At 60.3% G+C, this 20,473-nt stretch carries 22 protein-coding genes; 12 read left to right on the plus strand and 10 right to left on the minus strand.

Annotation, left to right across the window (positions count from 1 at the left end):
• The first annotated feature begins 21 nt into the window (after positions 1–21).
• The 7 genes from AC1D11_RS14325 (at position 22) to AC1D11_RS14355 (ending at position 4,971) form a co-directional block, all read left to right on the plus strand.
• Positions 22–1,299, plus strand: a complete 1,278-nt coding sequence (locus AC1D11_RS14325; protein WP_477649526.1) for an amidohydrolase family protein — start codon at positions 22–24, stop codon at positions 1,297–1,299.
• 42 nt (positions 1,300–1,341) lie between these two features.
• Positions 1,342–1,551: a hypothetical protein gene (locus AC1D11_RS14330; RefSeq protein ID WP_477649527.1), complete on the plus strand. Its 210-nt coding sequence runs from the start codon at positions 1,342–1,344 to the stop codon at positions 1,549–1,551.
• Positions 1,552–1,623: 72 nt separating this feature from the next.
• Positions 1,624–1,893: a hypothetical protein gene (locus AC1D11_RS14335; RefSeq protein WP_477649528.1), complete on the plus strand. Its 270-nt coding sequence runs from the start codon at positions 1,624–1,626 to the stop codon at positions 1,891–1,893.
• Between the two features lie 128 nt (positions 1,894–2,021).
• Positions 2,022–2,294: a YkvA family protein gene (locus AC1D11_RS14340; protein ID WP_477649529.1), complete on the plus strand. Its 273-nt coding sequence runs from the start codon at positions 2,022–2,024 to the stop codon at positions 2,292–2,294.
• A 51-nt stretch (positions 2,295–2,345) separates the two neighbouring features.
• Positions 2,346–3,032, plus strand: a complete 687-nt coding sequence (locus AC1D11_RS14345; RefSeq protein WP_477649530.1) for an alpha/beta hydrolase family protein — start codon at positions 2,346–2,348, stop codon at positions 3,030–3,032.
• Positions 3,033–3,187: 155 nt separating this feature from the next.
• Positions 3,188–4,249: a L,D-transpeptidase family protein gene (locus AC1D11_RS14350; protein ID WP_477649531.1), complete on the plus strand. Its 1,062-nt coding sequence runs from the start codon at positions 3,188–3,190 to the stop codon at positions 4,247–4,249.
• The gene (locus AC1D11_RS14355) at positions 4,249–4,971 is read left to right on the plus strand and encodes a M23 family metallopeptidase (protein WP_477649532.1); all 723 of its coding nucleotides are present in this window, start codon (positions 4,249–4,251) and stop codon (positions 4,969–4,971) included. The genes AC1D11_RS14350 and AC1D11_RS14355 overlap by 1 nt, the downstream gene beginning before the upstream one ends.
• A gap of 131 nt (positions 4,972–5,102) precedes the next feature.
• Here the strand turns inward: AC1D11_RS14355 and AC1D11_RS14360 are convergent, their stop codons facing one another.
• A complete protein-coding gene (locus AC1D11_RS14360; protein ID WP_477649533.1) occupies positions 5,103–5,432 on the minus strand; it encodes a hypothetical protein in 330 nt (109 codons plus the stop codon).
• On the opposite strand from AC1D11_RS14360, the gene AC1D11_RS14365 reads away from it, so the two are divergent.
• Both AC1D11_RS14365 and AC1D11_RS14370 read left to right on the plus strand, forming a co-directional pair.
• Positions 5,431–7,032 (plus strand): hypothetical protein, encoded by a 1,602-nt coding sequence (locus AC1D11_RS14365; RefSeq protein ID WP_477649534.1) that lies wholly within the window; start codon positions 5,431–5,433, stop codon positions 7,030–7,032. The genes AC1D11_RS14360 and AC1D11_RS14365 overlap by 2 nt on opposite strands.
• Positions 7,033–7,976: 944 nt before the next feature.
• Entirely contained in the window at positions 7,977–8,261 is a 285-nt protein-coding gene (locus AC1D11_RS14370; protein WP_477649535.1) for a hypothetical protein, read from the plus strand.
• Between the two features lie 166 nt (positions 8,262–8,427).
• Here AC1D11_RS14370 and AC1D11_RS14375 read toward each other — a convergent pair whose 3' ends face one another.
• Both AC1D11_RS14375 and AC1D11_RS14380 read right to left on the minus strand, forming a co-directional pair.
• A complete protein-coding gene (locus tag AC1D11_RS14375) occupies positions 8,428–9,612 on the minus strand; it encodes a TIR domain-containing protein (RefSeq protein ID WP_477651356.1) in 1,185 nt (394 codons plus the stop codon).
• Positions 9,613–9,623: 11 nt separating this feature from the next.
• Positions 9,624–10,016 (minus strand): hypothetical protein, encoded by a 393-nt coding sequence (locus AC1D11_RS14380; protein WP_477649537.1) that lies wholly within the window; start codon positions 10,014–10,016, stop codon positions 9,624–9,626.
• A 224-nt stretch (positions 10,017–10,240) separates the two neighbouring features.
• Between AC1D11_RS14380 and AC1D11_RS14385 the strand changes: the two genes are divergently transcribed.
• The gene (locus tag AC1D11_RS14385) at positions 10,241–10,705 is read left to right on the plus strand and encodes an EVE domain-containing protein (RefSeq protein ID WP_477651357.1); all 465 of its coding nucleotides are present in this window, start codon (positions 10,241–10,243) and stop codon (positions 10,703–10,705) included.
• Between the two features lie 18 nt (positions 10,706–10,723).
• On the opposite strand, the gene AC1D11_RS14390 is transcribed toward AC1D11_RS14385, so the two are convergent.
• Entirely contained in the window at positions 10,724–12,163 is a 1,440-nt protein-coding gene (locus tag AC1D11_RS14390; protein ID WP_477649970.1) for an N-acyl-D-amino-acid deacylase family protein, read from the minus strand.
• 6 nt (positions 12,164–12,169) lie between these two features.
• Entirely contained in the window at positions 12,170–13,150 is a 981-nt protein-coding gene (locus AC1D11_RS14395; RefSeq protein ID WP_477649971.1) for a Bug family tripartite tricarboxylate transporter substrate binding protein, read from the minus strand.
• 107 nt (positions 13,151–13,257) lie between these two features.
• On the opposite strand from AC1D11_RS14395, the gene AC1D11_RS14400 reads away from it, so the two are divergent.
• Positions 13,258–14,154, plus strand: coding sequence for a LysR substrate-binding domain-containing protein (locus tag AC1D11_RS14400; protein WP_477649972.1), 897 nt, complete (start codon positions 13,258–13,260; stop codon positions 14,152–14,154).
• A 20-nt stretch (positions 14,155–14,174) separates the two neighbouring features.
• On the opposite strand, the gene AC1D11_RS14405 is transcribed toward AC1D11_RS14400, so the two are convergent.
• The 5 genes from AC1D11_RS14405 to AC1D11_RS14425 form a co-directional block, all read right to left on the minus strand.
• Positions 14,175–15,920 (minus strand): bifunctional protein-serine/threonine kinase/phosphatase, encoded by a 1,746-nt coding sequence (locus AC1D11_RS14405; RefSeq protein ID WP_477649973.1) that lies wholly within the window; start codon positions 15,918–15,920, stop codon positions 14,175–14,177.
• 71 nt (positions 15,921–15,991) lie between these two features.
• Entirely contained in the window at positions 15,992–16,804 is an 813-nt protein-coding gene (locus tag AC1D11_RS14410; protein ID WP_477649974.1) for a formate/nitrite transporter family protein, read from the minus strand.
• A gap of 451 nt (positions 16,805–17,255) precedes the next feature.
• Positions 17,256–17,642 (minus strand): DUF6896 domain-containing protein, encoded by a 387-nt coding sequence (locus tag AC1D11_RS14415; RefSeq protein WP_477649975.1) that lies wholly within the window; start codon positions 17,640–17,642, stop codon positions 17,256–17,258.
• A 39-nt stretch (positions 17,643–17,681) separates the two neighbouring features.
• Positions 17,682–18,590, minus strand: coding sequence for a ketopantoate reductase family protein (locus AC1D11_RS14420; RefSeq protein ID WP_477650863.1), 909 nt, complete (start codon positions 18,588–18,590; stop codon positions 17,682–17,684).
• Between the two features lie 109 nt (positions 18,591–18,699).
• Complete coding sequence (locus AC1D11_RS14425; RefSeq protein ID WP_477649977.1) at positions 18,700–19,629, minus strand: LysR family transcriptional regulator; 930 nt, start codon at positions 19,627–19,629, stop codon at positions 18,700–18,702.
• A gap of 106 nt (positions 19,630–19,735) precedes the next feature.
• On the opposite strand from AC1D11_RS14425, the gene AC1D11_RS14430 reads away from it, so the two are divergent.
• Positions 19,736–20,365 carry an NADPH-dependent F420 reductase gene (locus AC1D11_RS14430; protein WP_477650864.1) on the plus strand — a complete coding sequence of 210 codons (630 nt, stop codon included), beginning with the start codon at positions 19,736–19,738 and terminating at the stop codon, positions 20,363–20,365.
• Positions 20,366–20,473: the final 108 nt, after the last annotated feature.

Here is a 20,473-nt window from a genome sequence, read left to right on the forward strand (position 1 = left end):
ACCCAATACACCCCCACTGCCATGCTCGACCTCCTCATCACCCACGCCAGCCTGCCCGATGGCCGCAACAACATCTCCATCGCCGTGCAAAACGGCAAGATCACCCAGGTCAGCGAAGGCCCTATTGCGGGTGCGCAGGCCCGCGAGACGGTAGACGCCGGCGGCTACCTGCTGAGCCCACCCTTCGTCGACCCGCACTTCCATATGGACGCCACGCTGAGCTACGGCCTGCCGCGCATCAATGAAAGCGGCACGCTGCTCGAAGGCATCGCGCTTTGGGGCGAACTGAAGCCGCTGCTCACAGCCGAAGCGCTTATCGAACGCGCCCTCACCTACTGCGACTGGGCCGTCGCCAAAGGCCTGCTGGCCATTCGCAGCCATGTCGACACCAGTGACCCCAGCCTGCTGGCAGTAGACGCATTGCTCGAAGTCAAAAACCAAGTCGCTCCCTACATTGACCTGCAACTGGTCGCCTTCCCGCAAGACGGTGTACTGCGAACCAAAGGTGGCACCAACAACCTGGAGCGTGCACTCGACAAGGGCGTGGACGTGGTCGGCGGCATCCCGCACTTTGAACGCACCATGGCCGACGGCGCCGCCAGCGTGAAGCTGCTCTGCGAAATTGCAGCTGAACGCGGCCTGCTGGTCGACATGCACTGCGACGAGTCCGACGACCCGCTTTCACGCCACATCGAAACCCTGGCCGATGAAACCCAGCGCCTGGGCCTGCAGGGCCGCGTCAACGGCAGCCACTGCACCTCCATGCACAGCATGGACAACTACTATGTCAGCAAGCTGCTGCCCCTGATCGCCGAGAGCGGCGTCAGCGTCATCGCCAACCCCCTCATCAACATCACCTTGCAAGGCCGCCACGACACCTACCCCAAACGCCGCGGCATGACCCGCGTGCCTGAACTGATGGCAGCTGGAGTGACTGTCGCCTTCGGCCACGACTGCGTGATGGACCCCTGGTACGGCATGGGCAGCGGCGACATGCTGGAAGTGGCGCACATGGGCCTGCACGTGGCGCAGATGACGAGCCAGAAAGGCATTCGCCAATGCTTTGACGCGGTGACAGCGAATGCCGCCAAGGTGATGCACCTCAAAGGCTATGGCCTGGACGTGGGCTGCGACGCGAGCTTTGTGCTGCTGCAGGCGCGGGACCCGGTGGAGGCGATCCGGTTGCGGGCGAACCGGTTGAAGGTGTGGAAGAAGGGTGCGCTGCTGGCTGAGACCCCAGAGGTCGCGGCGACATTGCAGTTACCGAAACGCCTGCCCACTACTCGTTTTATGACTTGAAGAGCCATCCGGAAAATGACACTTCCGATCAAGAGGGCCCTTGTGAATTCATCCGTAGCCCATGCCGAACTTATTGCCACTTTCAGGAGGGCGGAGGCAGAGGCTGCGCACAAGTCCGGACTAATCAAGACGGCTGCAGCCAAAGGCCCCAAGGCGATCCAGATGGCCGTCGAGACAGCAGACAAGGCGGCAAAACGCAGGGACGCGTATGCCAAAAAGCTCGCGGCGCTAGGGGTGGAGCTCAAGGACTGAGCTGCGCCCAGTGCCTTCCTCCCCGAAGGACAGGGATAGGTTGCGGATAATCGGGATTTGGAGAGAAACCCGATGCAAACAGACGCACCAGAAGACGCACCAGAAGACGCACTGGACGAAGCACCCGACGACGAACCCGAACCGATCGAGGAATACGTCCCCGGCGTCGCCAACGGCCGGCATTACATGGCCAGGCTGTGCCACCTCCCTGACGGTCCCTGGTACATCGATGTTGTACACGTTGAATCGCTGCCTCCCCTGCACGACAGCGACAGGACCTGGCCCACGCGTGCTGAAGCCATTGAGGCGGCAGACAAGCTGGTTTCCAATCTGGCGCATTGACGGAAGACCCGGCGCCCCCTCCTGGCGCGCAAACGTAACGACCCGTTAGTGCTCTTGTAGCCCAGGCAAGTGACGCCATCTGGATGCCAGCGGCCCTTCGGGCTTGCACCTTCACCCAAGGAGCTTTCATGTTCAAACGCCTGACCCTGCTTTGGATTCTGATACGCGGCGATGCCCAGCGGCTGTGGACTGCCCTGCGCCACCCGGAAGCGCCCGCCTGGCTGAAATGGGGCACCGCAGCGATTGCCCTCTACCTGCTCTCCCCCATTGATTTCATCCCCGACTTCCTGCCCGTCATCGGAATTGCCGACGATCTGGTACTGGTCCCGCTGGCGATCCGGTGGCTGCTCAACCGCCTGCCGCCCGGGCTCGCCGATCCTGCGCCGAAGCGTTCGGCCTGAGCACTGGCGATGCTGTAATGGGCATCTCAATCCAGCCTGCCCTTTCTATTGATGCCCACACGCCCCGTTTCACTGACCATTCCGCTCCCTTCGGGCGGCACCATCTCCGGCCTGCTGCAAAAACCTGCCAGCGCCAAGGCGTGTTATGTGTTCGCCCACGGCGCAGGCGCAGGCATGAACCACGCCTTTATGGAGGCGATTGCACAGGGTCTCGCGGAACGCGGCATTGCCAGCTTGCGCTTCAATTTCCCGTTCATGGAACAAGGCTCCAAACGACCGGACTCCCCCGCCATTGCGCATGCGGCGATCCGGGCGGCAGTTGCTGAAGCGGCGCGGCAAATGCCTGGTGTGCCGCTGTTTGGCGGTGGCAAGTCCTACGGTGGTCGCATGAGCACGCAGGCGCAGGCGGCTGAGCCATTGCCCGGACTAAACGGCCTTGTGCTGGTGGGCTTTCCATTGCACCCAGCCGGCAAGCCTTCAACCGAACGCGCCGCGCACCTGGACGGCGTCAAGCTGCCGATGCTTTTTCTGCAAGGCACGCGCGATGGCCTCGCTGATCTGGACCTGATCACGCAAACCACCGCAAGCCTCGGTAAAAAGGCAAGCCTGCATATCGTGGATGGCGCCGATCACGCCTTTCACGTGCTGGTGCGCTCAGGCCGCACCGATGCGCAGGTGCGCGAGGAGCTGCTGGACACCATGGCCGCGTGGATGATGAAGCACCAGCGTGCAGGGTGATCATCAGCCCGTGATGCACCGGGAGAGCCGTTTTGCACTGTGTGTGGTGTGTGAGGCAAGACAATACCCGCTTAAACCTGACCGCCGCTAGGCATGGCTGCTGACAGGCGATGCGCCTTATGCCCCCCAGACTGGCCTGACTACGAAAGCCCGTCATGCCGATCGATACCCCTTCCTCTCTTCGCCTTGTAACCCCACAGCTTTCCCGGCTCTCCCGTCGCACCCTCGTCGCTGCCTTGTGCCTGACCGGGCTGGGCCTGGCCGGCAACGGCGCATGGGCGGCCAAGCCCAAAAACACGGCGGCGGGCAACCAGCCCCTTGATACAGAAGCCTTTAACAACGCCACCGACAGTCCCTTGCTGCGCAGCGGCAGCAAAGGCGCGGCCGTAGCGCGCGCACAGATCATGCTGGACCGGGCCTGGTTCTCCTGCGGGGAGATCGATGGGCGCTTCGCCACCAACATGCAGCGCATGGTCAAGGCCTACCAGAACGCGCACGACCTCAAACCCACGGGCACCGTCACGGCGGAAACCTGGGCTTCGTTGCGCAAGGACGGTGCTCCGCTTCTGACAAGCTATACCGTGACAGAGAAGGACGCGGCCGGCCCGTTTGAAAAAACGCCGGTGGCGATGGATGAGCGCGCGAAGATGAAGGCGCTGGTGTATGAGTCGGTGGAAGAAGCGCTGGCGGAAAAATTCCACACCAGTACTGGCTACCTCAAGCAGCTCAACGGCGGCATCAACATAGAGGCCGGCAAGCAGATCACCGTGCCTTATATCGCGGTCAGCGCCACGCCGGTCAACGCGGCTTCCATCGAAATAGACAAGTCCGAGCGCGTGCTCTACGTGTTGGACACCGCCAAGCGGCTGGTGGCGGGCTTTCCCATAAGCATAGGCAATGAAAAGAACGACCCGCTGCCGCTGGGGATGATGGCCATCAAGAACGAGGTCAAAAATCCCGGCTTCACCTACAACCCTGCGCTGCTGAAAAACGCACCCAAGGATGCACAAAAGGTCGACATCGCAGCTGGTCCCAACAACCCCGTCGGCACCATCTGGCTGGGCCTGACCAAACCGCACTGGGGCATTCACGGCACACCCAACCCTTCCAATGTGGGCCATTCTGAAACCAACGGCTGCATCCACATGACCAACTGGGACGCAGAGCGCCTGTCGACCCTGGCGAAAGCCGGCTTCAAAGTGAACGTCAAGGCTTGATGGCATCCACACCCGCCCGCCTCAAGAGAACGGCGTTTGCCATCTGCGCGCTGCTGGCCGTGGCGGCAGGCGTGATGCTGGGCACGCGCAAGGAAGAGGCAGTTACACAAGTCAAACAGCCCGCTACACCGCCAGCCAGCCAGGCGCTGGCGCCCGCCGTGCCGGTAAGAGAGGCCGACAAGCCACCGCTTGTGGTTCAGACCATCGAGAACGCCGCACCCTCACCTGCCCTGCCGCCCCCACCCGCATCTGTCGCGGATGACACGGAAATTTCGCAGTTACGGCTCCGCGTCCTGACACTTCCGGTGCAAGGCATCACGCCCGCCCAGCTCAGCGACACCTACACCCAGGCGCGCGCAGCAGGCGCCCCGCATGAAGCCATAGACATCATGAGCGCACGCGGCACGCCAGTGCTCGCCGTCGAGGACGGCAAAGTGGCCAAGCTGTTCCTGAGCAAGCCCGGCGGCATCACGATTTACCAGTTCGACCCGGCCAGCCAGTACGCGTACTACTACGCCCACCTGGACCGCTACGCCGAAGGCCTCAGCGAAGGCGCCAGCCTGCGCAAAGGCCAGGTCATCGGCTATGTCGGCAGCACCGGGAATGCATCTCCCGACGCACCGCACCTGCACTTCGCGATCTTCAAACTGGGGCCGGAGCGCCAGTGGTGGCGCGGCGCACCGCTGAATCCTTATCTTGTCTGGCGCGACGCCAGGCCGTAAACAACCCGGCCGATGACGTGCCGGCTCATGCTGACGCGCTATGCACTTGCCAGCCTGGCAAGCGCCTTCACCCCTGCCTTCCTGAACAGTCGCGCACCTAACCGCAAACCGCCGCAGGGCAGGCGGCTCCTTCACGACCTCAACGACCACACAAGACCTGAACAACAGATGTTTGTTGTTATCAAGGCTGAGTGCGTCACGCTTTCGCGGGTATAAATCCTGCATTGCCACCTATTTCCATCGATAGTTGGCTTGAATATAAGATCGGCGCGATCACCAAAAACAAGCTTGCTGCGCAAGCCGCCTTTCATCGGAGGGAGACCGATACGTGAAAACAGCAAATACCCACGCAAAAGAGCGTGGCCCTGAAAACCAGAGGGTGGGTTCTGGTTTTTTGTGCCCTGGCCTTGCCGCCGTCGAGAAACACGGACATCCGTACCGCCCGGCAGCGATAAAGCCATGACACGAATCCTGCGCGCCATTCTCTGCAGCATGCTGCTGCTCCAAAGCTGGGCCTTCGCGGCCAACCCTTCGTCCGCACCGCCTCCCTTCACCACTGCGTTGTACGGAACACCTGTGGGCAGCAATGCCGCGCAGGCCTACTTTCTGGTGAATGTCTTGCGCAGTGCAGAAGCGCCCAAGGCGGACATTGAAGCCTTCCGCAATGAATTGCTGCATGGTTATGTGGCGCAGGTCACCGGTGCGGCGCCACCGCCGGCCCTGGCTGTGCCCGAGCCCAAGCTGAGCGCATGGAAGTCATTCCTGCGCCGGTTGCCGGGCGGTTCGAAGGCGCCGGCCGACGATGTGGCCGCGGCCATCGCTCGCGGCCGGCAACGCGACGACGTGATGGGCCCCGCTTTCCGCGCGACCTGGCAAGCGGCTTTCAACCAGGCGCTGGCCCCACGCTGGGAATCCGCCGCCGCGCGCGCGCCGCTCTTCACCCTGGAGATGCGCGACATGCAGCCCATCGCGCCCGGCATCTGGGCTGCGCCTTCTGCCGAAGGCCAAGTACGCCTGATGCTGTCACTGCGCCTGGCCAATACCAGCTCCGTGCCGCTGCCGCTCTACCGCCCCGACATCATCCTGCAAGGCACGCTGCGCTTTACCTGCGACTGGGACCGGGTGCGAGCACCGCAAAGCGTCATGCGCGCCAATGAAGTCACCTTGCTGCAGCCCGGCGCCCAGTCCGAACCCCTGGCGTGCGAGGCCCCTCCGGTGGCCGGGTACTGGCGCGAGCAATTGGCTACGCTGCAGGCGGCCAACGGCAAGGCAGGCCTGCAGACCGTGCTGGTACCGCACGACCTCGACAGCGCCCAGCGCCTGTACCACATAGAACTCGCGTTCGCGAATGCATCGCCATTAACCGCCAGCTGGAGCCAGCGCCTGCTGAAGGCCCGGCACGAGCCGTACCGCCAGTGGTCCCCTGCCAAAAATGCACTGGACCCACCCGAGTCGGGCAGCCTGACGGCTGCACCGCATCACGGATGGAAGGCAACTGTCTCACTGCTGACTACCTTCCTCGGCGCCACCGTGTTGGCGCTCGGCCTGTTTGCCGGCGGCCGCGCGGCGCGTAGCGCGGGCGTGCCGGAGGGCGTGGTTGCCGTTGTCTCGGTGCTGCTGGTAGGCGGCGCGTGGGTGCTGGCCACTGTGAAACTGGGCGGTGGCGGCACGGGTTACGACCATCCCCTGTATCTCGGCATTGCCCTGGGGGCGGGCTTCGTCGGGCCGGTGGTACTGGGGGTGGTGGCCCTGCATGCCCTGCACAAGCTGCTGGACGACGAGGAAATGCAATGGTGGCAAGCCGTGGCCACCGGCTGGCGCCTTACGCTGAATGTCACCGCAAAAACAAGCCGGGCTGAGTTCTGGGGTTTCCTGGCTCATTGCGCCTGGCTGTGGGCTCTGGCGCGCGTTTGCCTTATGCCGCTGGACCGCTGGATAGGTCTCGCCTTGCTGGTCCCAGTGGTGACGCTGACGGCCCGCCGCATGCTCAGCATGACGAGTCAGGAATGGCTCGAGATGGGGGTGATCGTGGTGTGCTTGCTGCTGCTTGTGCTGATGTGAAGCGCTGAGCCCTGAGGCGGCAAGCCGCCTCATCGGCTCACATTGCACATCAGGTATCCCGAACGCCGCAGCATGACTCGTGCCCGGCCTGAGGGTTGTAGGCTGTGATGGGCCCTTGGTACGGCATGAGCAGTGATGACATGCTGGAAGTTGCCCACATGAGGCTGCATGTGACGCAGATGACGAGCCGGAACGGCATTCGCCAGTGCTTTAATGCAGTAACTAGGAAAATGCGGAAACCAACTTTATGAGTGCTTGCGAGACTCACTAACAATGTAATCCCAATGCCACCTAAATTTATCTCTCGAATGCAACGTGTTGACGGAAGTTGGGTTCCAGTCAAGGTCGTTGAGGCAGATCTGTCACACGCTGAAGCTTGGGATCGCGATGTTCAACTGCCATGGATTTCGGCCACAAATCGGATTGACTCTAAATGGCGCTGGCGAACACTCTATTTGAGAAGTACGTTACTAGAGATTGCATTAGGCAGACATCTTGCATATCTCCAACTCACCACGCCCATGCCCAACGGCGAAGTCTTTGTTCTTGGACAGGTGTTATTAGCCGATGGGTACCCGTTCCCCACTGATAGGTCAAAACCTTGCGTCTTTCTTTGGTATTTGAGTGGCGCACCGCACGAGGCGGCCCTTGCGGCAGGCATTCCGCCGGTAAAGGGCTTGCTAAGGGCCCTAGTTGACTCTACCATTCAGTTCAGCTATATGAGAGGTTATGCAGGGAGGATAAGTCTCCATGCGTCGCCTACGGGAACCGCCGAACAACAAGACGAATTGCTTCAGCGATACGAAAATGTAGGACTGTACCTATTCGAGCAAGGGAAATGGGCGGGCTGGTTTCGTCGCAATGATCAAAGATACTTTACGGCAGATGAAGAATTGTCGGTTAGCTTGAGCTTAACTCTCGACACTTTTCGATAAAGGTTAGATATGTCTCTCTTTAGTAGCACCATTCCCACCCGAGCCACATCTCAAGACGAAATCCGGATTCGGATTGACTTTTTAAAGAGTGCGTATCTGCAATTTAAGACCAGCACATTTATTGCACCCAGCGAAGTGCAAGAAACCATGGAACTGTTAGAGGCGGGCGAACTGGACAGAGTAATCGGGCAGTTTGCCCCAGAGGAGGAAGTCTCTTCCTCTCCAAGGCTCTTTCATGAAGTCAAAGAATTCTCTTACGCGGAATGGAAGAAGCGGCATCAAATTGAGGAATAGTTGCCGAGGCGGTGTAGATGCGGTACGCACTTGACTAAGCACTAGATAAAAGTGTGGACGTGATAGATGGTTGATCACTGTACAAGACCGGCGCATCCTAAAAACACAAGGTCTCACCTGTATCCGCCAATATAAAAAGCCGTGCCTCGAGCCGCGCAAGCGACGTCTATTCTGCGATGGGCAACGGTGTGCTTTTCATTGCACTAATAGCTTCAAAAAGCTTAATTGTTACATCGCCATCAAGTGAATCCCCCTGATAGCGAACTTCGTAGAGTCCCTGCAAATTTGAAGGTAACTTGACGCCGTCGCGCACGAGCAGGATGAAACGACGCCCATACAGCGCCATTGCTGCGCCAATCTCAATTAGCACATTAGGATTGATTACCGTATGCTCGTTAGCATCCCTATCCATCAGCTGTTGCTCACCATCGACGTGAATGATTGCGGCGGCGCAATCCCTCATATCATTCATCACCTTGTCGGGTACGGGCATGGAGACCGACTGCTTTTCCACGGAAACCACAGGAATCATTTCTCCAAAACCGAGTAGCTTCTTTATCGGCTCAATAAACGCCATGTTCTTTCCATGCGTGATAAACACTTTCCGATTTTGGGCAGTAATCTTCGCAATAGGCGTAGTTACCGCGGAAGGTGCGCGTTCCGATGTTAAAGATGATTCCGGCGGCGTCTCAAAAGCGGGATCTGGGATAGCCGAAATTCTCCCTACTTCGTCAGTTGAATTAAGAGGAACAGGCACCGACCCCGCGCCCAGGTGCACATAAGTTTTGTCTTTAATCTTTCTTATGTAGCCAACAGCCACAGCAGTTTCAAGTATGAGCGTCCAAACCGCGGGGACCCTATCTGCTGGCACCCCCATTGACTTGAGAACATTCTGACCAATGTCTTCTCGCGGAACAGCATTACCAGAATATTTAGTCAGAAACTCCTTCAGTACTCGGGGTTTCATCACTGCTTCTCGTTTCGCGAGAAGCTCGTCGCCTTCGGCTAACGGGCTCAATATCCGCTTTGCTAAGTCAGTAGGAGAGATGCTCACCGCCTTCGCGCTCGCATCTGTTAAACCGTAAGCAAGCGCAGCGCCGCAAAGCATACGAAAAATACTACTGCCAGGCTGTAGGTTGAGCGCGGAAGCGACATCAATTGGTGCGGTTGCCCCACTGCCGTAGTGATCGATTATTGCCTGAGGCACCCGAAGTGCCTCGGTCAGCGAGTATGCAGGCACATCTTCCTGAGACACATATGCACGTGCTTGCGATTGAACTACCCGTTTAGATTCCATCTTCGTGGCAGTTTTTTTTGCAGGTATCGCCTTTTTCCCGAGGAGTTTTGCCATAACTTTTCCTCTCAATCTTGATATTCGACATCGAATTGATCGATCAACCCGTGAGGAGAAATCGAAATCTCAAACCGTTTAAACAGACCAAAAAATTCCTCCACATTCAGGCGAAGCCTTTCTCGCCGAACTTGGAGCGGAACTTGATGTTTGACTTGCTCAGCTACTGTGTCATACGCATTAGTGCTTTCTACGATCAGCACTGACACATATAGGGGATTTTTGAGCGTGGACTCTGCGACTTCAGCTTGGGAGGTCTCAATTCCAACAAGAAACTCCCCGTCCTTCATATACCCATTGCTCTTCAGGTAGTCACGAAAGTCAATATGATCGTGGTCATCTGCGGACGCCGTTCCTTTCCAGTCCCCGTATTTTGCGCTGGCGTGAAAGTTGGTTGTAGTCACAGGCAATCCTCGTGGTAATTGGGAAATCAATACTACTCAGCAATACTCTCAATAAAAGGGGTTTATTCACAAGTAACCACGTCGATTGCGGAAATCTCGACCTTCCCGTCGTTAGCCTTAAATTCTCTCGGTCGGAGACCTTGGAAAAAGCTTTTTCTCCGCTCTGTTCATTCATTAAGCTCAATTTCACCCTGAAATTACGTATCAGAATCAAGGCCCCTCCCATGACAAGCTACTGGCTCATGAAATCCGAACCCGAAGAATGCTCGGTCGACGACGCGCTCGCGGCGAAGGACTCAACAGTCCCCTGGGTTGGCGTTCGCAACTACCAGGCGCGCAACTTCATGCGTGACGGGATGCAAGTGGGCGATGGCGTGCTGTTCTACCACTCCAGCTGTGCCGAGCCGGGCATCGTCGGCATTGCGGAGGTGGCGTCTACGCCCTACCCTGACCCGACGCAGTTTGACCCGAAGTCGCATTACTACGACGCCAAATCCAAACCCGAAGAGCCGCGCTGGCAGCTGGTGGATGTGAAGGTACTGAAGAAAACGCTCAACCTGACACTGCCTGAATTGCGGGCGCACAAAGACCTCGAAGACCTGATCATCCTGCGCAAGGGCAACCGGCTGTCGATTACGCCGGTGGAGCCGCAGCATTGGCGCGTGATTACCAAGCTTCTGGGTAAATAGCCACCTGGCCCGGTTTCATCAGGGCACAGCGCCCTGCCCGCGCAACACCTGCCCCCCACCCGCGCACACAGTGTTGCCATCGCGGCAAGCGAGTTTCCCATTCACAAAAACGGCGTCAATGCCGGAGCTGATCTCCGTCGGGTTCCCGTAGCTCGCGTTCGCGTTCACACGGTCCGGATCAAAGATGACGATGTCGGCGTGATGGCCCGGCGCCAGCGTTCCCCGGCCCGTGAGGCCAAAACGCCGTGCGCTGAGGCCTGTCATCTTGTAGATAGCCGTTTCGAGCGAAAAGAGCTTTCTTTCGCGCACGTAATGCCCCAGCACGCGGGGGAAAGTGCCCCACAGCCGCGGATGCGGTCGCACGTCATGCGCCAATCCGTCGGAGCCGACCATGGCCATCGGGTGGCTCAGGATGCGGCTGACATCGTCTTCGCTCATGGCGAAATAAATGGCCCCTGCCGGTTGCAGGGCGCGGGCCACGTCTTCTTCGGTCTGGTTGCGTTCGCGCGCCAGCTCTTTCAATGAGCGGCCGGCCACACCCGGCTCGGGTTGCGACCATGTCACCAGCACGTCGCTGGACTGCTTCACGCGGGACGGCAGCAGCATGGTGGACGAGGCGTTGTACGGATAGCAGTCAAAACACACCGCCTGCCCTTGCGCGGCCTGCTCCAGCAGGGCCAATGTCTCTACAGACCGGCCGTGGTTGGCTGTGCCGACCAGTTTGTGGTGGGAGATCACGGTGCCCACACCCAATTCCCGGCCTATGCGCAGGGCCTCGCGCAACGCTTCGTCAATGGCATCGCCTTCGTCGCGGATGTGCATGGCTACGATGCCGCCGGCCGCCTTGAGCTGCGCGCCCACGGCAATCACCTCTTCGGCGGTTGCGGCTTTTGCGGGCGGGTAATACAGCCCGGTCGACAACCCGATGGCCCCCGCCGCCAGCGCGGCCGCGAGCTCCGCCGCCATGGCCGACGACTCCTCTGGCGTTGCGGCTCTTTCAAGGTCTGACATGCACTTGACCCTTAGCGTGGAATGGCCAACCAGGCAGGCGACGTTGACCGCCAGGCTGGATTGGTCCAGCGCGTCGAGGTAGGCCGCAAAACTCCGGTACACCCAGCCATCGGTTCCCAGAATATCCAGCGGCGCTGGCGGGTTGGTGGTTTCCAGCGGGGCCAGGCTGACCCCGCAGTTGCCAGCGATAACCGTTGTGACACCCTGCGACAGCTTGGGGTGCGGGCCCATGGTGGGCATCAGCAGCAAGCGGTCGTCATGGGTATGCGCATCAATAAAGCCCGGCGCCACGATGCGCCGAAGCGCATTGAACCGTTCTGTTGCCGGTGCGGACGCCAGGTCGCCGATGGCGGTGATTTTTCCCTCAGAGACGCCAATGTCGGTACGCCAACGGGGCGCACCCGTTCCGTCAATCAGCTCGCCGCCTTCAATGATGAGATCGAACATGCGCGCTCAATCCAGCTGAACGCCGGCGCGCTTGACGACCTCCGCCCACATGCGTGTCTCGCGCATGGCGCGGTCAAACAGGCGGTCGGGCGGGCCCATAGTGGTTTCAAAGGAAATGGCGGCATAGCGTTCATTGACGGCGGCATTCCCCAGCACCTTGTTGATTTCGCTGTTGAGCCGCATCACGATGTCCCGCGGCGTGCCGGCCGGCGCCACAATGCCGCCCCAGGCCGTCGTTTCGTAGCCTTTGACGAACTCCCCGATGGTGGGCACATCGGGCAGTTGCAGGCTGCGCGCCCGGCCCGAAACGCCCAGGGCCTTGACGCGGCCGCTCTTGATGTGCGGCGCGATGGACGACAGGTTGTCGAACATCAGGTCAACCTGCCCGCCCATCAGGTCCTGGATCGCCTGCGGGCTGCCGCGATAGGGCACGTGGGTCATGAAGGTGCCGGTCATGCTCTTGAACAGCTCGCCACCCAGGTGCCCCGTGGTTCCGTTTCCTGATGAAGCCATGCTGAGCTTGCCGGGCCTGGATTTGGCCAGCGCGATCAATTCGGCCACGCTCTTCACGCCAAGGTCGTTCCGGACAACCAGCGCGTTTTGCACATAACCGAGCAACGCCACCGGTATCAGCTGCTTGTCGGGGTCATAAGGGAGCTTGGCGAAAAGGGCCTTGTTGATTGCCAGCGTGCCCACGTTGCCGTAGCCCAGCGTGTAGCCGTCCGGCGCGGCGCGAACGATCTCCTGCGTGCCGATGTTGCCGCTTGCGCCCGGCTTGTTGTCAATCACAAATGGCTGGCCCAGCGACTTCATCAGCTCGGCCGTCAGGATGCGGCATATGTTGTCCGGCGAACCGCCCGCGGAAGACGGCACGATCAACCGGATGGGCCGGTCGGGCCAGGCGGCGCGTGCCAGCAGGGGCGACGCGGCCATCGCAGCGGCACCCAGCTTGAGGAGTGTTCGCCGGCTTGCTTGAAATTCAGTCATGAAGGCCACCTTTAGGGTTGATCAATGAGAAAACTGAATGATGCGTGGACAAACCTTAGGCTACAAACGACAATTTGTCCGTCTTCCATGTCTTTTTCTCATGCACCATGATGCTTCGCGCCCCTTCCACGATGTCCCTGCTGTGCCTTGAAGCCAGCGCGCGGCTGCGGTCTTTTACCGCAGCGGCGCAAGAGCTTCACCTGACACAAGGCGCAGTCAGCCGCCAGATCATGGCGCTTGAAAGCCGCCTTGATCTCAAGCTGTTTGTGCGGCGCCGGGACGCGGTGGTCCTGACGGAGGCCGGGCGCTATTACCTGGACGAAGTCAGCGCCATTCTCCAGCGCCTTGAGCGCGCCACGGCGAATGTGATGGCACTCAAAGGGCGCGGGGGTTCGCTGACGCTGTCGGTAGGCGCATCGCTGGGCAGCTACTGGTTGATTCCGCGTCTGCCGGACTTCACCCGCGCGTACAGCGAAATTACCCTCAACTTTGCCACCCGCGTGGGCTCGGTGGACTTTAAGAGCATGCCGGTAGATGCCTCGCTTGAATTTGGCGACGGGAAGCGGCCGGGCCTGCACAACGACTTTGTGTTGCCCCTGGCCATGGCCCCGTACGCCGCACCGGCATGGATTGCCAAAAACGGAAAGTCACTGACCTCCCGCACGCCCCTGTCTGCCCTGGTGCACCACACCACGGTACTGGACGCCTGGCAAAAGTGGTTCAACCACGCCGGACTGGAAATCGGTACCGGGCAAGAGGGGCCGCGCTACGAGTTGATGTCGATGGCCCTGAACGCCGCAGTGGTAGGCCTGGGCGCCGTGCTGCTGCCTGATTTCATGGCCAAGGATGCGGTCGCGACGGGCCGCTTGCGCCAGCTTTCAAAGAAACAATGGGTGTCTACGCGCGGCTACTACCTGGTGTATCCCGAGGAATCAGCGGGCCTCGAAGCCCTCAAGGTATTTCGCACCTGGCTGCTGGCGCAAGCGACAGCTGGGCAGGTCTGAGACAAGGGCAAGTTGCAGGCCTATCCACCGGCCGACTTCAGCGCCACCAGCACCACAACGACCACCGCCAGGATCAGGGAAACACCCCGCCAGAACGCCACCGGGTTGCGCTCCAGCAAAGCCGGCCGGGTCTTGTCCAGGAATGACTGGTTGGGGTGGCGCAGGTCGTATAAAAACTCCGACAGCTCACCATAGCGCTTGGCGGGATCGGGGTGAACGGCCTTGCGGAGCACGCCGTCTATCCAGGCCGGTATGTCACGGTCTTCGTACAGCACGGAGTCATAGCGCAGCTTGCTTTGTGCGGCCCGGGTCCGGCATTTGGCCACTTCGGCGCCGTAGGGCAGCTTGCCCGTCAGCATCTGGTAGGTGATGACGCCGAGCGAGAAAAGGTCTGAGCGCGTGGTACCACCCTCGCCCACAAAATACTCCGGCGCCGAATACTGGGCTGTGCCCAGGATGTCGTTGTGCCCGCCGGGCGCGTCTGCTTCCATGAGGCTGGCCACGCGGGTTGAACCAAAGTCAATGATTTTGGCCGTGCCGGTCTTGTCGATCATGACGTTCTCGGGCCGCAGGTCCTGGTGCAACATCTCCAGCCGGTGAAACGCGCGCAGGCCTTTGGCGATTTGCTCCACCAGCCCGCGCACGGCTTCCAGCCCGGGCCGGGGGTTGTCAATCATCCACTGGCTCAGTGTTTGCCCGTCGATGTATTCGGTGGCCACGTACACGTAATGACGCTTGCGGGTCGGCACATAAGGCTTCAGCACATGCGCGCTGTTGATGCGCCGGGCGATCCACTCTTCCGTCAAAAACCTTTCAAGGTAGGCCGGGTCGCCACCCAAATCTATCGACGGTGTTTTAAGGATGACAAGCTCGCCCGTTTCGTTGTCTGTGGCCAGGTAGATGTGGCTGCGGCTGCTGCCGTGTACTTCGCGGATGATGGTGTAGCCGTCAAACTGCGTCCTGGCCTCAAGAATGGGCGGAAGCGGCAAGCCCGACAGCTGCTGGAGCAGCTCGCCGGCCTGCCCGTTGGGCAGCTCATCAACGCGAACAATTTGCGCCGTGAGGTTGTCGCCGCTTCCTCGCTCCAGGGCTTTTTCAACGATGGATTTGGCGGCCATATCCAGCCCGCCAGGCTCGTCGGCGCAGATGTGGATGAGGCCGGCCATGTCGTATTCGCTGACGTGTTCGTACACGCCGTCGGTGACCAGCAAAAAAATATCGCCCTGTTCCACCTGCTGGGTCTGGTAGTCGATCTCCAGCTGCGGCTTGAAGCCCAGCGCGCGGCCGAGGTAGCTTTGACCCTGGGAAATCCACACGCGATGATCGTTGGTCAGTTGCTCCAGCGTCTTGCCGCGCAGGCGGTAAATGCGTGAATCACCGACATGAAAAATATGCGCGGTGGTCGACTTGATGACCATGGCGCTCAGGGTGCACACATAGCCTTTGTCTTTGTCGTAGCGGTACTGACTTTTCTGCGTTTGCGCATGCAGCCAGGAATTGGTGGCGCTCAAAATCCGCTCAGCCGACGTCTTGACCGACCAGGCTTCCGAGGTGCAGTAATAGTCTTCGAGGAAACCGGTGACGGCGTACTGGCTGGCCACATCGCTGACGGCGCTGCTGCTGATGCCGTCGGCCAATGCAATGGCAATGCCTTTGGCGCTCAGCTGCGGCTCTTTCGGTACATAGATGCCGTGGAAATCCTGGTTGGTTTCCTTGCGGCCCTTGTCCGAATACTGACCTGCCGATATCTTCAGTTCACTGGACATGTGGGGTACCGGCAAAGCCCCCGCGCATCTTTGCATCTTGCATGCGCGGGAGCTTTTGTTTTGGAAGCAGATTATTTAAAGGAACGTGTCGGTCCGGTTTTAATGTGCGTGGCATACAGCGTCAAGCCGGTGAAGGCCAGGCCGCCCACCAGGTTGCCCAGCACGGTCGGGATTTCGTTCCAGATCAGGTAGTCCATGATGGTGAAGTGCGCGCCCAGCAGCAGGCCGGATGGGAACAGGAACATGTTCACGATCGAGTGCTCGAAGACCATGTAGAAGAACAGCATGATGGGCATCCACATCGCGATCACCTTGCCGCTGACCTGGGTGGAGATCATCGCACCGACCACGCCGGCCGACACCATCCAGTTGCACAGCATGCCGCGTACGAACAATGTGAGCATGCCGTTGGCGCCGTACTTCTGGTAGCCCAGCGTGCGGTTCTCGCCCACAACGCCGATGGCCTTGCCCACGGCGCTGGGCTCGGTCGAAAAGCCGTTCGTGACATAGATCGCCATCATCACGGCCACCGTGAAGGCGCCCAGAAAGTTGCCGGTGAACACCAGGCCCCAGTTGCGCAGCACGCCCTTGACCGTGACACCGGGACGCTTGTCGATCAGCGCCAGCGGGCACAGCACGAACACGCCGGTCAGCAAGTCGAAGCCGAACAGGTACAACATGACAAAACCCACCGGAAACAGCACGGCGCCCAGCAGGGGCTGGCCGGTTTGCACGTTGATGGTGACAGCGAACCAGGCCGCCAGCGCCAGGATGGCGCCGGCCATGTAGGCCCGGATAACGGTGTCGCGGGTGGACATGAAGATTTTGGATTCACCCGCATCCACCATCTTGGTCACAAATTCCGAAGGCACTAGATAAGCCATACGATCCCTCTAAATCCTGTTTTTGCAAAAAAAAATCCACTTCGAGATCTTCAAAAAGATGAAGACCGAAGTGGACGACGTTATCCATTCAGATCGATTGGGCACCGCGAGACTCGCTGCACCCTGCGCAGGCCTTCGTTAGCCTGACCCGAGGGATGCAAGCACATACCGTGCCGCTAACAAAACACCGCGAATCCGGCCTTGCAGGCCCTTGAAGGCACTGCGGAGGCGATTGCGCCGCCCCAAATTTGTGCATCGCCATGTCAAGAGGCTGATATTGGTGCCAACCGCACCCTTCCCTTGATACGGCGCCAGGCGGGTGCTCGAGACCGAAGACTTGGATCGGCCCCTCTAGTCGTTGTGCCCTTGCCGGTTCGATTCCGGTCTCAGGCATCGTGGCCCTTCTTAGGTCATGACACCAAAACTGGTGAACCATTTTCCATAGATCCCCCTATTGGTTGATAGCCTCCATCCTCCGATACAACCAAAATACCTGCCCCGACCCCACTGCGCAGCACCGCTTCCGCTTCGGAAATTCCAGTACCGCCCCCTTCGATTCAACAAACTGCTGCAGACGCCAGGCATCAAGGCGGTTGGGATTCTGGATTTCGACGTGTACGTCCACCACGAGGTTCGGCTTTGGATCCCGGCGCCTGAACATCACGCCTACGCCATGTCTTGATACATCCCACATCTGCGCATCCATGCAAAGTTCCACCTTGAACGGAGTCCCCAATAGCAACTCGTTCCTGGTGATTTCAGGATAGAGCGACAGAAGGCTGGCAACCAGCCTGCGCTGCAGCGCTACAAATTCGACAAGAACTGTTAGTTCGACCATGTTTCTTTCGGTGGCGATGAATGGTGTTCTGCCCTGGCCCTATGGCTTCTTGCCTTCCATCAACTTCACCAGGGCCCAAAGCACCCGGTTGGCGGGCGTGGCCACACCCAGGGCTTCACCGCGCCTGACGACCAGCCCGTTGAGGTAGTCGATTTCGGTGGGTTTGCCGCGCGCCAGGTCTTGTGCGGTAGATGACAACTGGTTGGGCATGCTGCCGGCCAGTTTGTCCACGGCCAGATGCATGTCGCCCTGCACCTGCACGCCTTCGGCCTCTGCCACGGCCAGGCATTCGGCCACCACGTCGCGCATGACGTCTTTCACGCCCTCGCCTTCCACGGTTTTGCCGTACGGCAGCTGCGCGATGGCTGAGACGGCGTTGTAGGCGCAGTTGAGGATGAGCTTGGCCCACAGCGCGCCGCGCACATTGCTGGAGATTTCAACTGGCACACCAGCCGCTGTGAAGGCCTGCGCAACCGCCTCGCTCTGGCTGGCCGGCTCAATCACCAGCTCACCGCGGCCATGGTGCCTGACGTGGCCGGGGCCGGCCATTTCGGTGGCCACGTACACCACGGCGGCCGCCACTGCGTGCTGCGGCAACACAATGCGCAGGCGGTCGGCATTGTCTACGCCGTTTTGCAGGCAGAGCACTAGCGCATCCGGCGCCAGGTGCGGCCGGATCAGCGCACCGGCAGCTTCGGTGTCCGTGGATTTCACGCAGAACAGCACCAGGTCAGCACCCTGCACGGCGGTGGGTTCGCTGCTGGCGGCCAGGCGCACATGCTCGTCGAAAGTGCGGGTTTCCATGTGCAGGCCGTCGCTCTGGATGGCGTCAGCATGCCGGGGCCGGGCGATCAGCGTTACGTCAAGTCCCGCTCGGGCCAGCATGCCGCCGTAATAACAACCAACGGCGCCAGCGCCCATCACTGCGACTTTGAGGGATTGGGTCATGGGGGTCTTTGCCTTCGAAGAGATGCAGATACGGAAACGTAAAAAGGAATTGTGGGTGAAGTCTGCCGCCCCTGCAGGCGACCGGGCCTCTTGGGAACCTGTTCGCGGTCTACACAGGGCCGCCGGCAAAGCGCCGGGCCAGCTGGTCGCGCTCGAAGGCCTCGACCACAAAATCGATAAACACCCGCGTCTTGGCAGGCATCTGGCTGCGCGTGGCGTAGTAAATCGAGATCGCGCCGGCATCGACATACCACTGCGGCAGCACCCTGACGAGTTCACCACGTTCCAGCGCGGGCAGTACGTCGGGCACGCCCAGCAACGCCACACCCAGGCCCAGCAACGCTGCGGCGCGCATGGCCGTCGGGTCGTTCACGACCACCGACTCTATGAGGCTTGCCGGAACTTCCACACCCGCCCCATCACGCATCACCCACTGGCGAACCCGGCCCGTTGCGCTGGAGCGCAGGGCGATGCCGTTGAGCGCCGCCAGGCCCGCAGGGTCGGCTGGGGCTTGATGGGCGGCCATATAGGCGGGTGACGCCACAGCGACCAGGTGAATCGGGGCCAAGGCGCGCGACACCACGCCCGGAGACAGCTCAAAGCTGCCGCCAATGGCCGCGTCATACCCTTCGGCGATCAGGTCAACCGGCCGGTTCTCAAAGTGCCAGTCGGGGCGAACCAGGGGATAGCGGGCCAGAAAACCCGGCAGCAAAGGCACGATGTACTCGGTGCCGAAGGTGGGCGACATGCTGACCTTGAGCGGGCCCGCGGGAGTGCCGCTGTCGCTGGAGATGGCCGCGATGGCGGACTGCAGCGCGTCGAGGTTGCCGCCGATCGAGACCAGGAAGCGTTCACCGGCCTCGGTCAACGTGAGTTTGCGGGTCGAGCGCTGAAACAGCCGCACGCCCAGGTTTCGCTCCAGCATGGCCACATTGCGGCTCACGGCAGCCGGCGTCAGCGCCAGGCGCCGTGCCGCCTCTGAAAAGCTGCGGCCTTCGGCGCTGCGAATAAACGATTCGAGGTTGGCCAGGGTTTCCATTTCACCATCTTAAAGTAATGATTGAAAATAATTCAATCAATTACCGGCTTATCAAAAGGTAATTAAAAACCCATCATTCACCCATCAACAACCAAGGAGTGAATTTATGTCTACCCCCTCAACCCCATCCAGCACCCCCAGCATCGGGATCATCGGCGCCGGCGCCATCGGCACGGCATTTGCCAAAACCCTGGCCCGCCAGGGCATCCATGCCACGCTGTCCAACAGCCGCGGCCCGGACTCGCTCAAAGACATCGTGCGCGAACTCGGCCCCACCATCCACGCCGGCACCGTCAAGGAAGCCGCCACAAAAGACATCGTGCTGGTGGCCGTCAACTGGGGCCGCCTGCCTGAAGCGCTGGCCGGTTTGCCCAACTTTGGCGGCCGTGTCGTCATTGACGCCAACAACGCGGTCGAAGGCCCTCCTCTCCGGCCCGTTGAGTTGAACGGCCGCGCCTCCAGCGAAGTGTTTGCCGAGCTGGTGCCCGGCGCGCGCGTGGTGAAGGCCTTTAACCACCTGGTCGCCCAGTTGCTGGCCACCGACCCCGCCGACCAGGGCGGCAAACGCGTGCTGTTTTTCTCGGGCGACGACGCCAAGGCAAAGGCAACCGTCGCAGCGCTGATCAGCCAGCTCGGGTTCTCGGGAATCGACCTCGGCGCTTTGGCCGTGGGTGGACGCCTGGCGCAGTTTCCCGGCGGCCCGCTGCCCATTCTCAACCTGGTGCAGTTCGGCTGAAGCCGCAGCATTCGCTATCAAATCAATAGCTGCTTGCGCTCGTCTCTATTGGCCTGCAGCCCGTTTTGATGCTCAAAAAAGGCCTTTCGAGGCCTTTTTTTGGGGTGT

The sequence above is a fragment of the Polaromonas sp. P1_E11 genome, from assembly GCF_056405995.1.

What these genes read in the sequence shown, in the direction of transcription:
- AC1D11_RS14355 (WP_477649532.1), top strand. Translation starts at nt 4,249, where the DNA reads ATGGCATCCACACCCGCCCGCCTCAAGAGAACGGCGTTTGCCATCTGC.
- AC1D11_RS14410 (WP_477649974.1), bottom strand. Translation starts at nt 16,804, where the DNA reads ATGGCTTATCTAGTGCCTTCGGAATTTGTGACCAAGATGGTGGATGCG.
- AC1D11_RS14390 (WP_477649970.1), bottom strand. Translation starts at nt 12,163, where the DNA reads ATGTTCGATCTCATCATTGAAGGCGGCGAGCTGATTGACGGAACGGGT.
- AC1D11_RS14325 (WP_477649526.1), top strand. Translation starts at nt 22, where the DNA reads ATGCTCGACCTCCTCATCACCCACGCCAGCCTGCCCGATGGCCGCAAC.
- AC1D11_RS14415 (WP_477649975.1), bottom strand. Translation starts at nt 17,642, where the DNA reads ATGGTCGAACTAACAGTTCTTGTCGAATTTGTAGCGCTGCAGCGCAGG.
- AC1D11_RS14335 (WP_477649528.1), top strand. Translation starts at nt 1,624, where the DNA reads ATGCAAACAGACGCACCAGAAGACGCACCAGAAGACGCACTGGACGAA.
- AC1D11_RS14340 (WP_477649529.1), top strand. Translation starts at nt 2,022, where the DNA reads ATGTTCAAACGCCTGACCCTGCTTTGGATTCTGATACGCGGCGATGCC.
- AC1D11_RS14420 (WP_477650863.1), bottom strand. Translation starts at nt 18,590, where the DNA reads ATGACCCAATCCCTCAAAGTCGCAGTGATGGGCGCTGGCGCCGTTGGT.
- AC1D11_RS14345 (WP_477649530.1), top strand. Translation starts at nt 2,346, where the DNA reads ATGCCCACACGCCCCGTTTCACTGACCATTCCGCTCCCTTCGGGCGGC.
- AC1D11_RS14400 (WP_477649972.1), top strand. Translation starts at nt 13,258, where the DNA reads ATGATGCTTCGCGCCCCTTCCACGATGTCCCTGCTGTGCCTTGAAGCC.
- AC1D11_RS14370 (WP_477649535.1), top strand. Translation starts at nt 7,977, where the DNA reads ATGTCTCTCTTTAGTAGCACCATTCCCACCCGAGCCACATCTCAAGAC.
- AC1D11_RS14385 (WP_477651357.1), top strand. Translation starts at nt 10,241, where the DNA reads ATGACAAGCTACTGGCTCATGAAATCCGAACCCGAAGAATGCTCGGTC.
- AC1D11_RS14430 (WP_477650864.1), top strand. Translation starts at nt 19,736, where the DNA reads ATGTCTACCCCCTCAACCCCATCCAGCACCCCCAGCATCGGGATCATC.
- AC1D11_RS14405 (WP_477649973.1), bottom strand. Translation starts at nt 15,920, where the DNA reads ATGTCCAGTGAACTGAAGATATCGGCAGGTCAGTATTCGGACAAGGGC.
- AC1D11_RS14425 (WP_477649977.1), bottom strand. Translation starts at nt 19,629, where the DNA reads ATGGAAACCCTGGCCAACCTCGAATCGTTTATTCGCAGCGCCGAAGGC.
- AC1D11_RS14375 (WP_477651356.1), bottom strand. Translation starts at nt 9,612, where the DNA reads ATGGCAAAACTCCTCGGGAAAAAGGCGATACCTGCAAAAAAAACTGCC.
- AC1D11_RS14350 (WP_477649531.1), top strand. Translation starts at nt 3,188, where the DNA reads ATGCCGATCGATACCCCTTCCTCTCTTCGCCTTGTAACCCCACAGCTT.
- AC1D11_RS14360 (WP_477649533.1), bottom strand. Translation starts at nt 5,432, where the DNA reads ATGGCTTTATCGCTGCCGGGCGGTACGGATGTCCGTGTTTCTCGACGG.
- AC1D11_RS14395 (WP_477649971.1), bottom strand. Translation starts at nt 13,150, where the DNA reads ATGACTGAATTTCAAGCAAGCCGGCGAACACTCCTCAAGCTGGGTGCC.
- AC1D11_RS14365 (WP_477649534.1), top strand. Translation starts at nt 5,431, where the DNA reads ATGACACGAATCCTGCGCGCCATTCTCTGCAGCATGCTGCTGCTCCAA.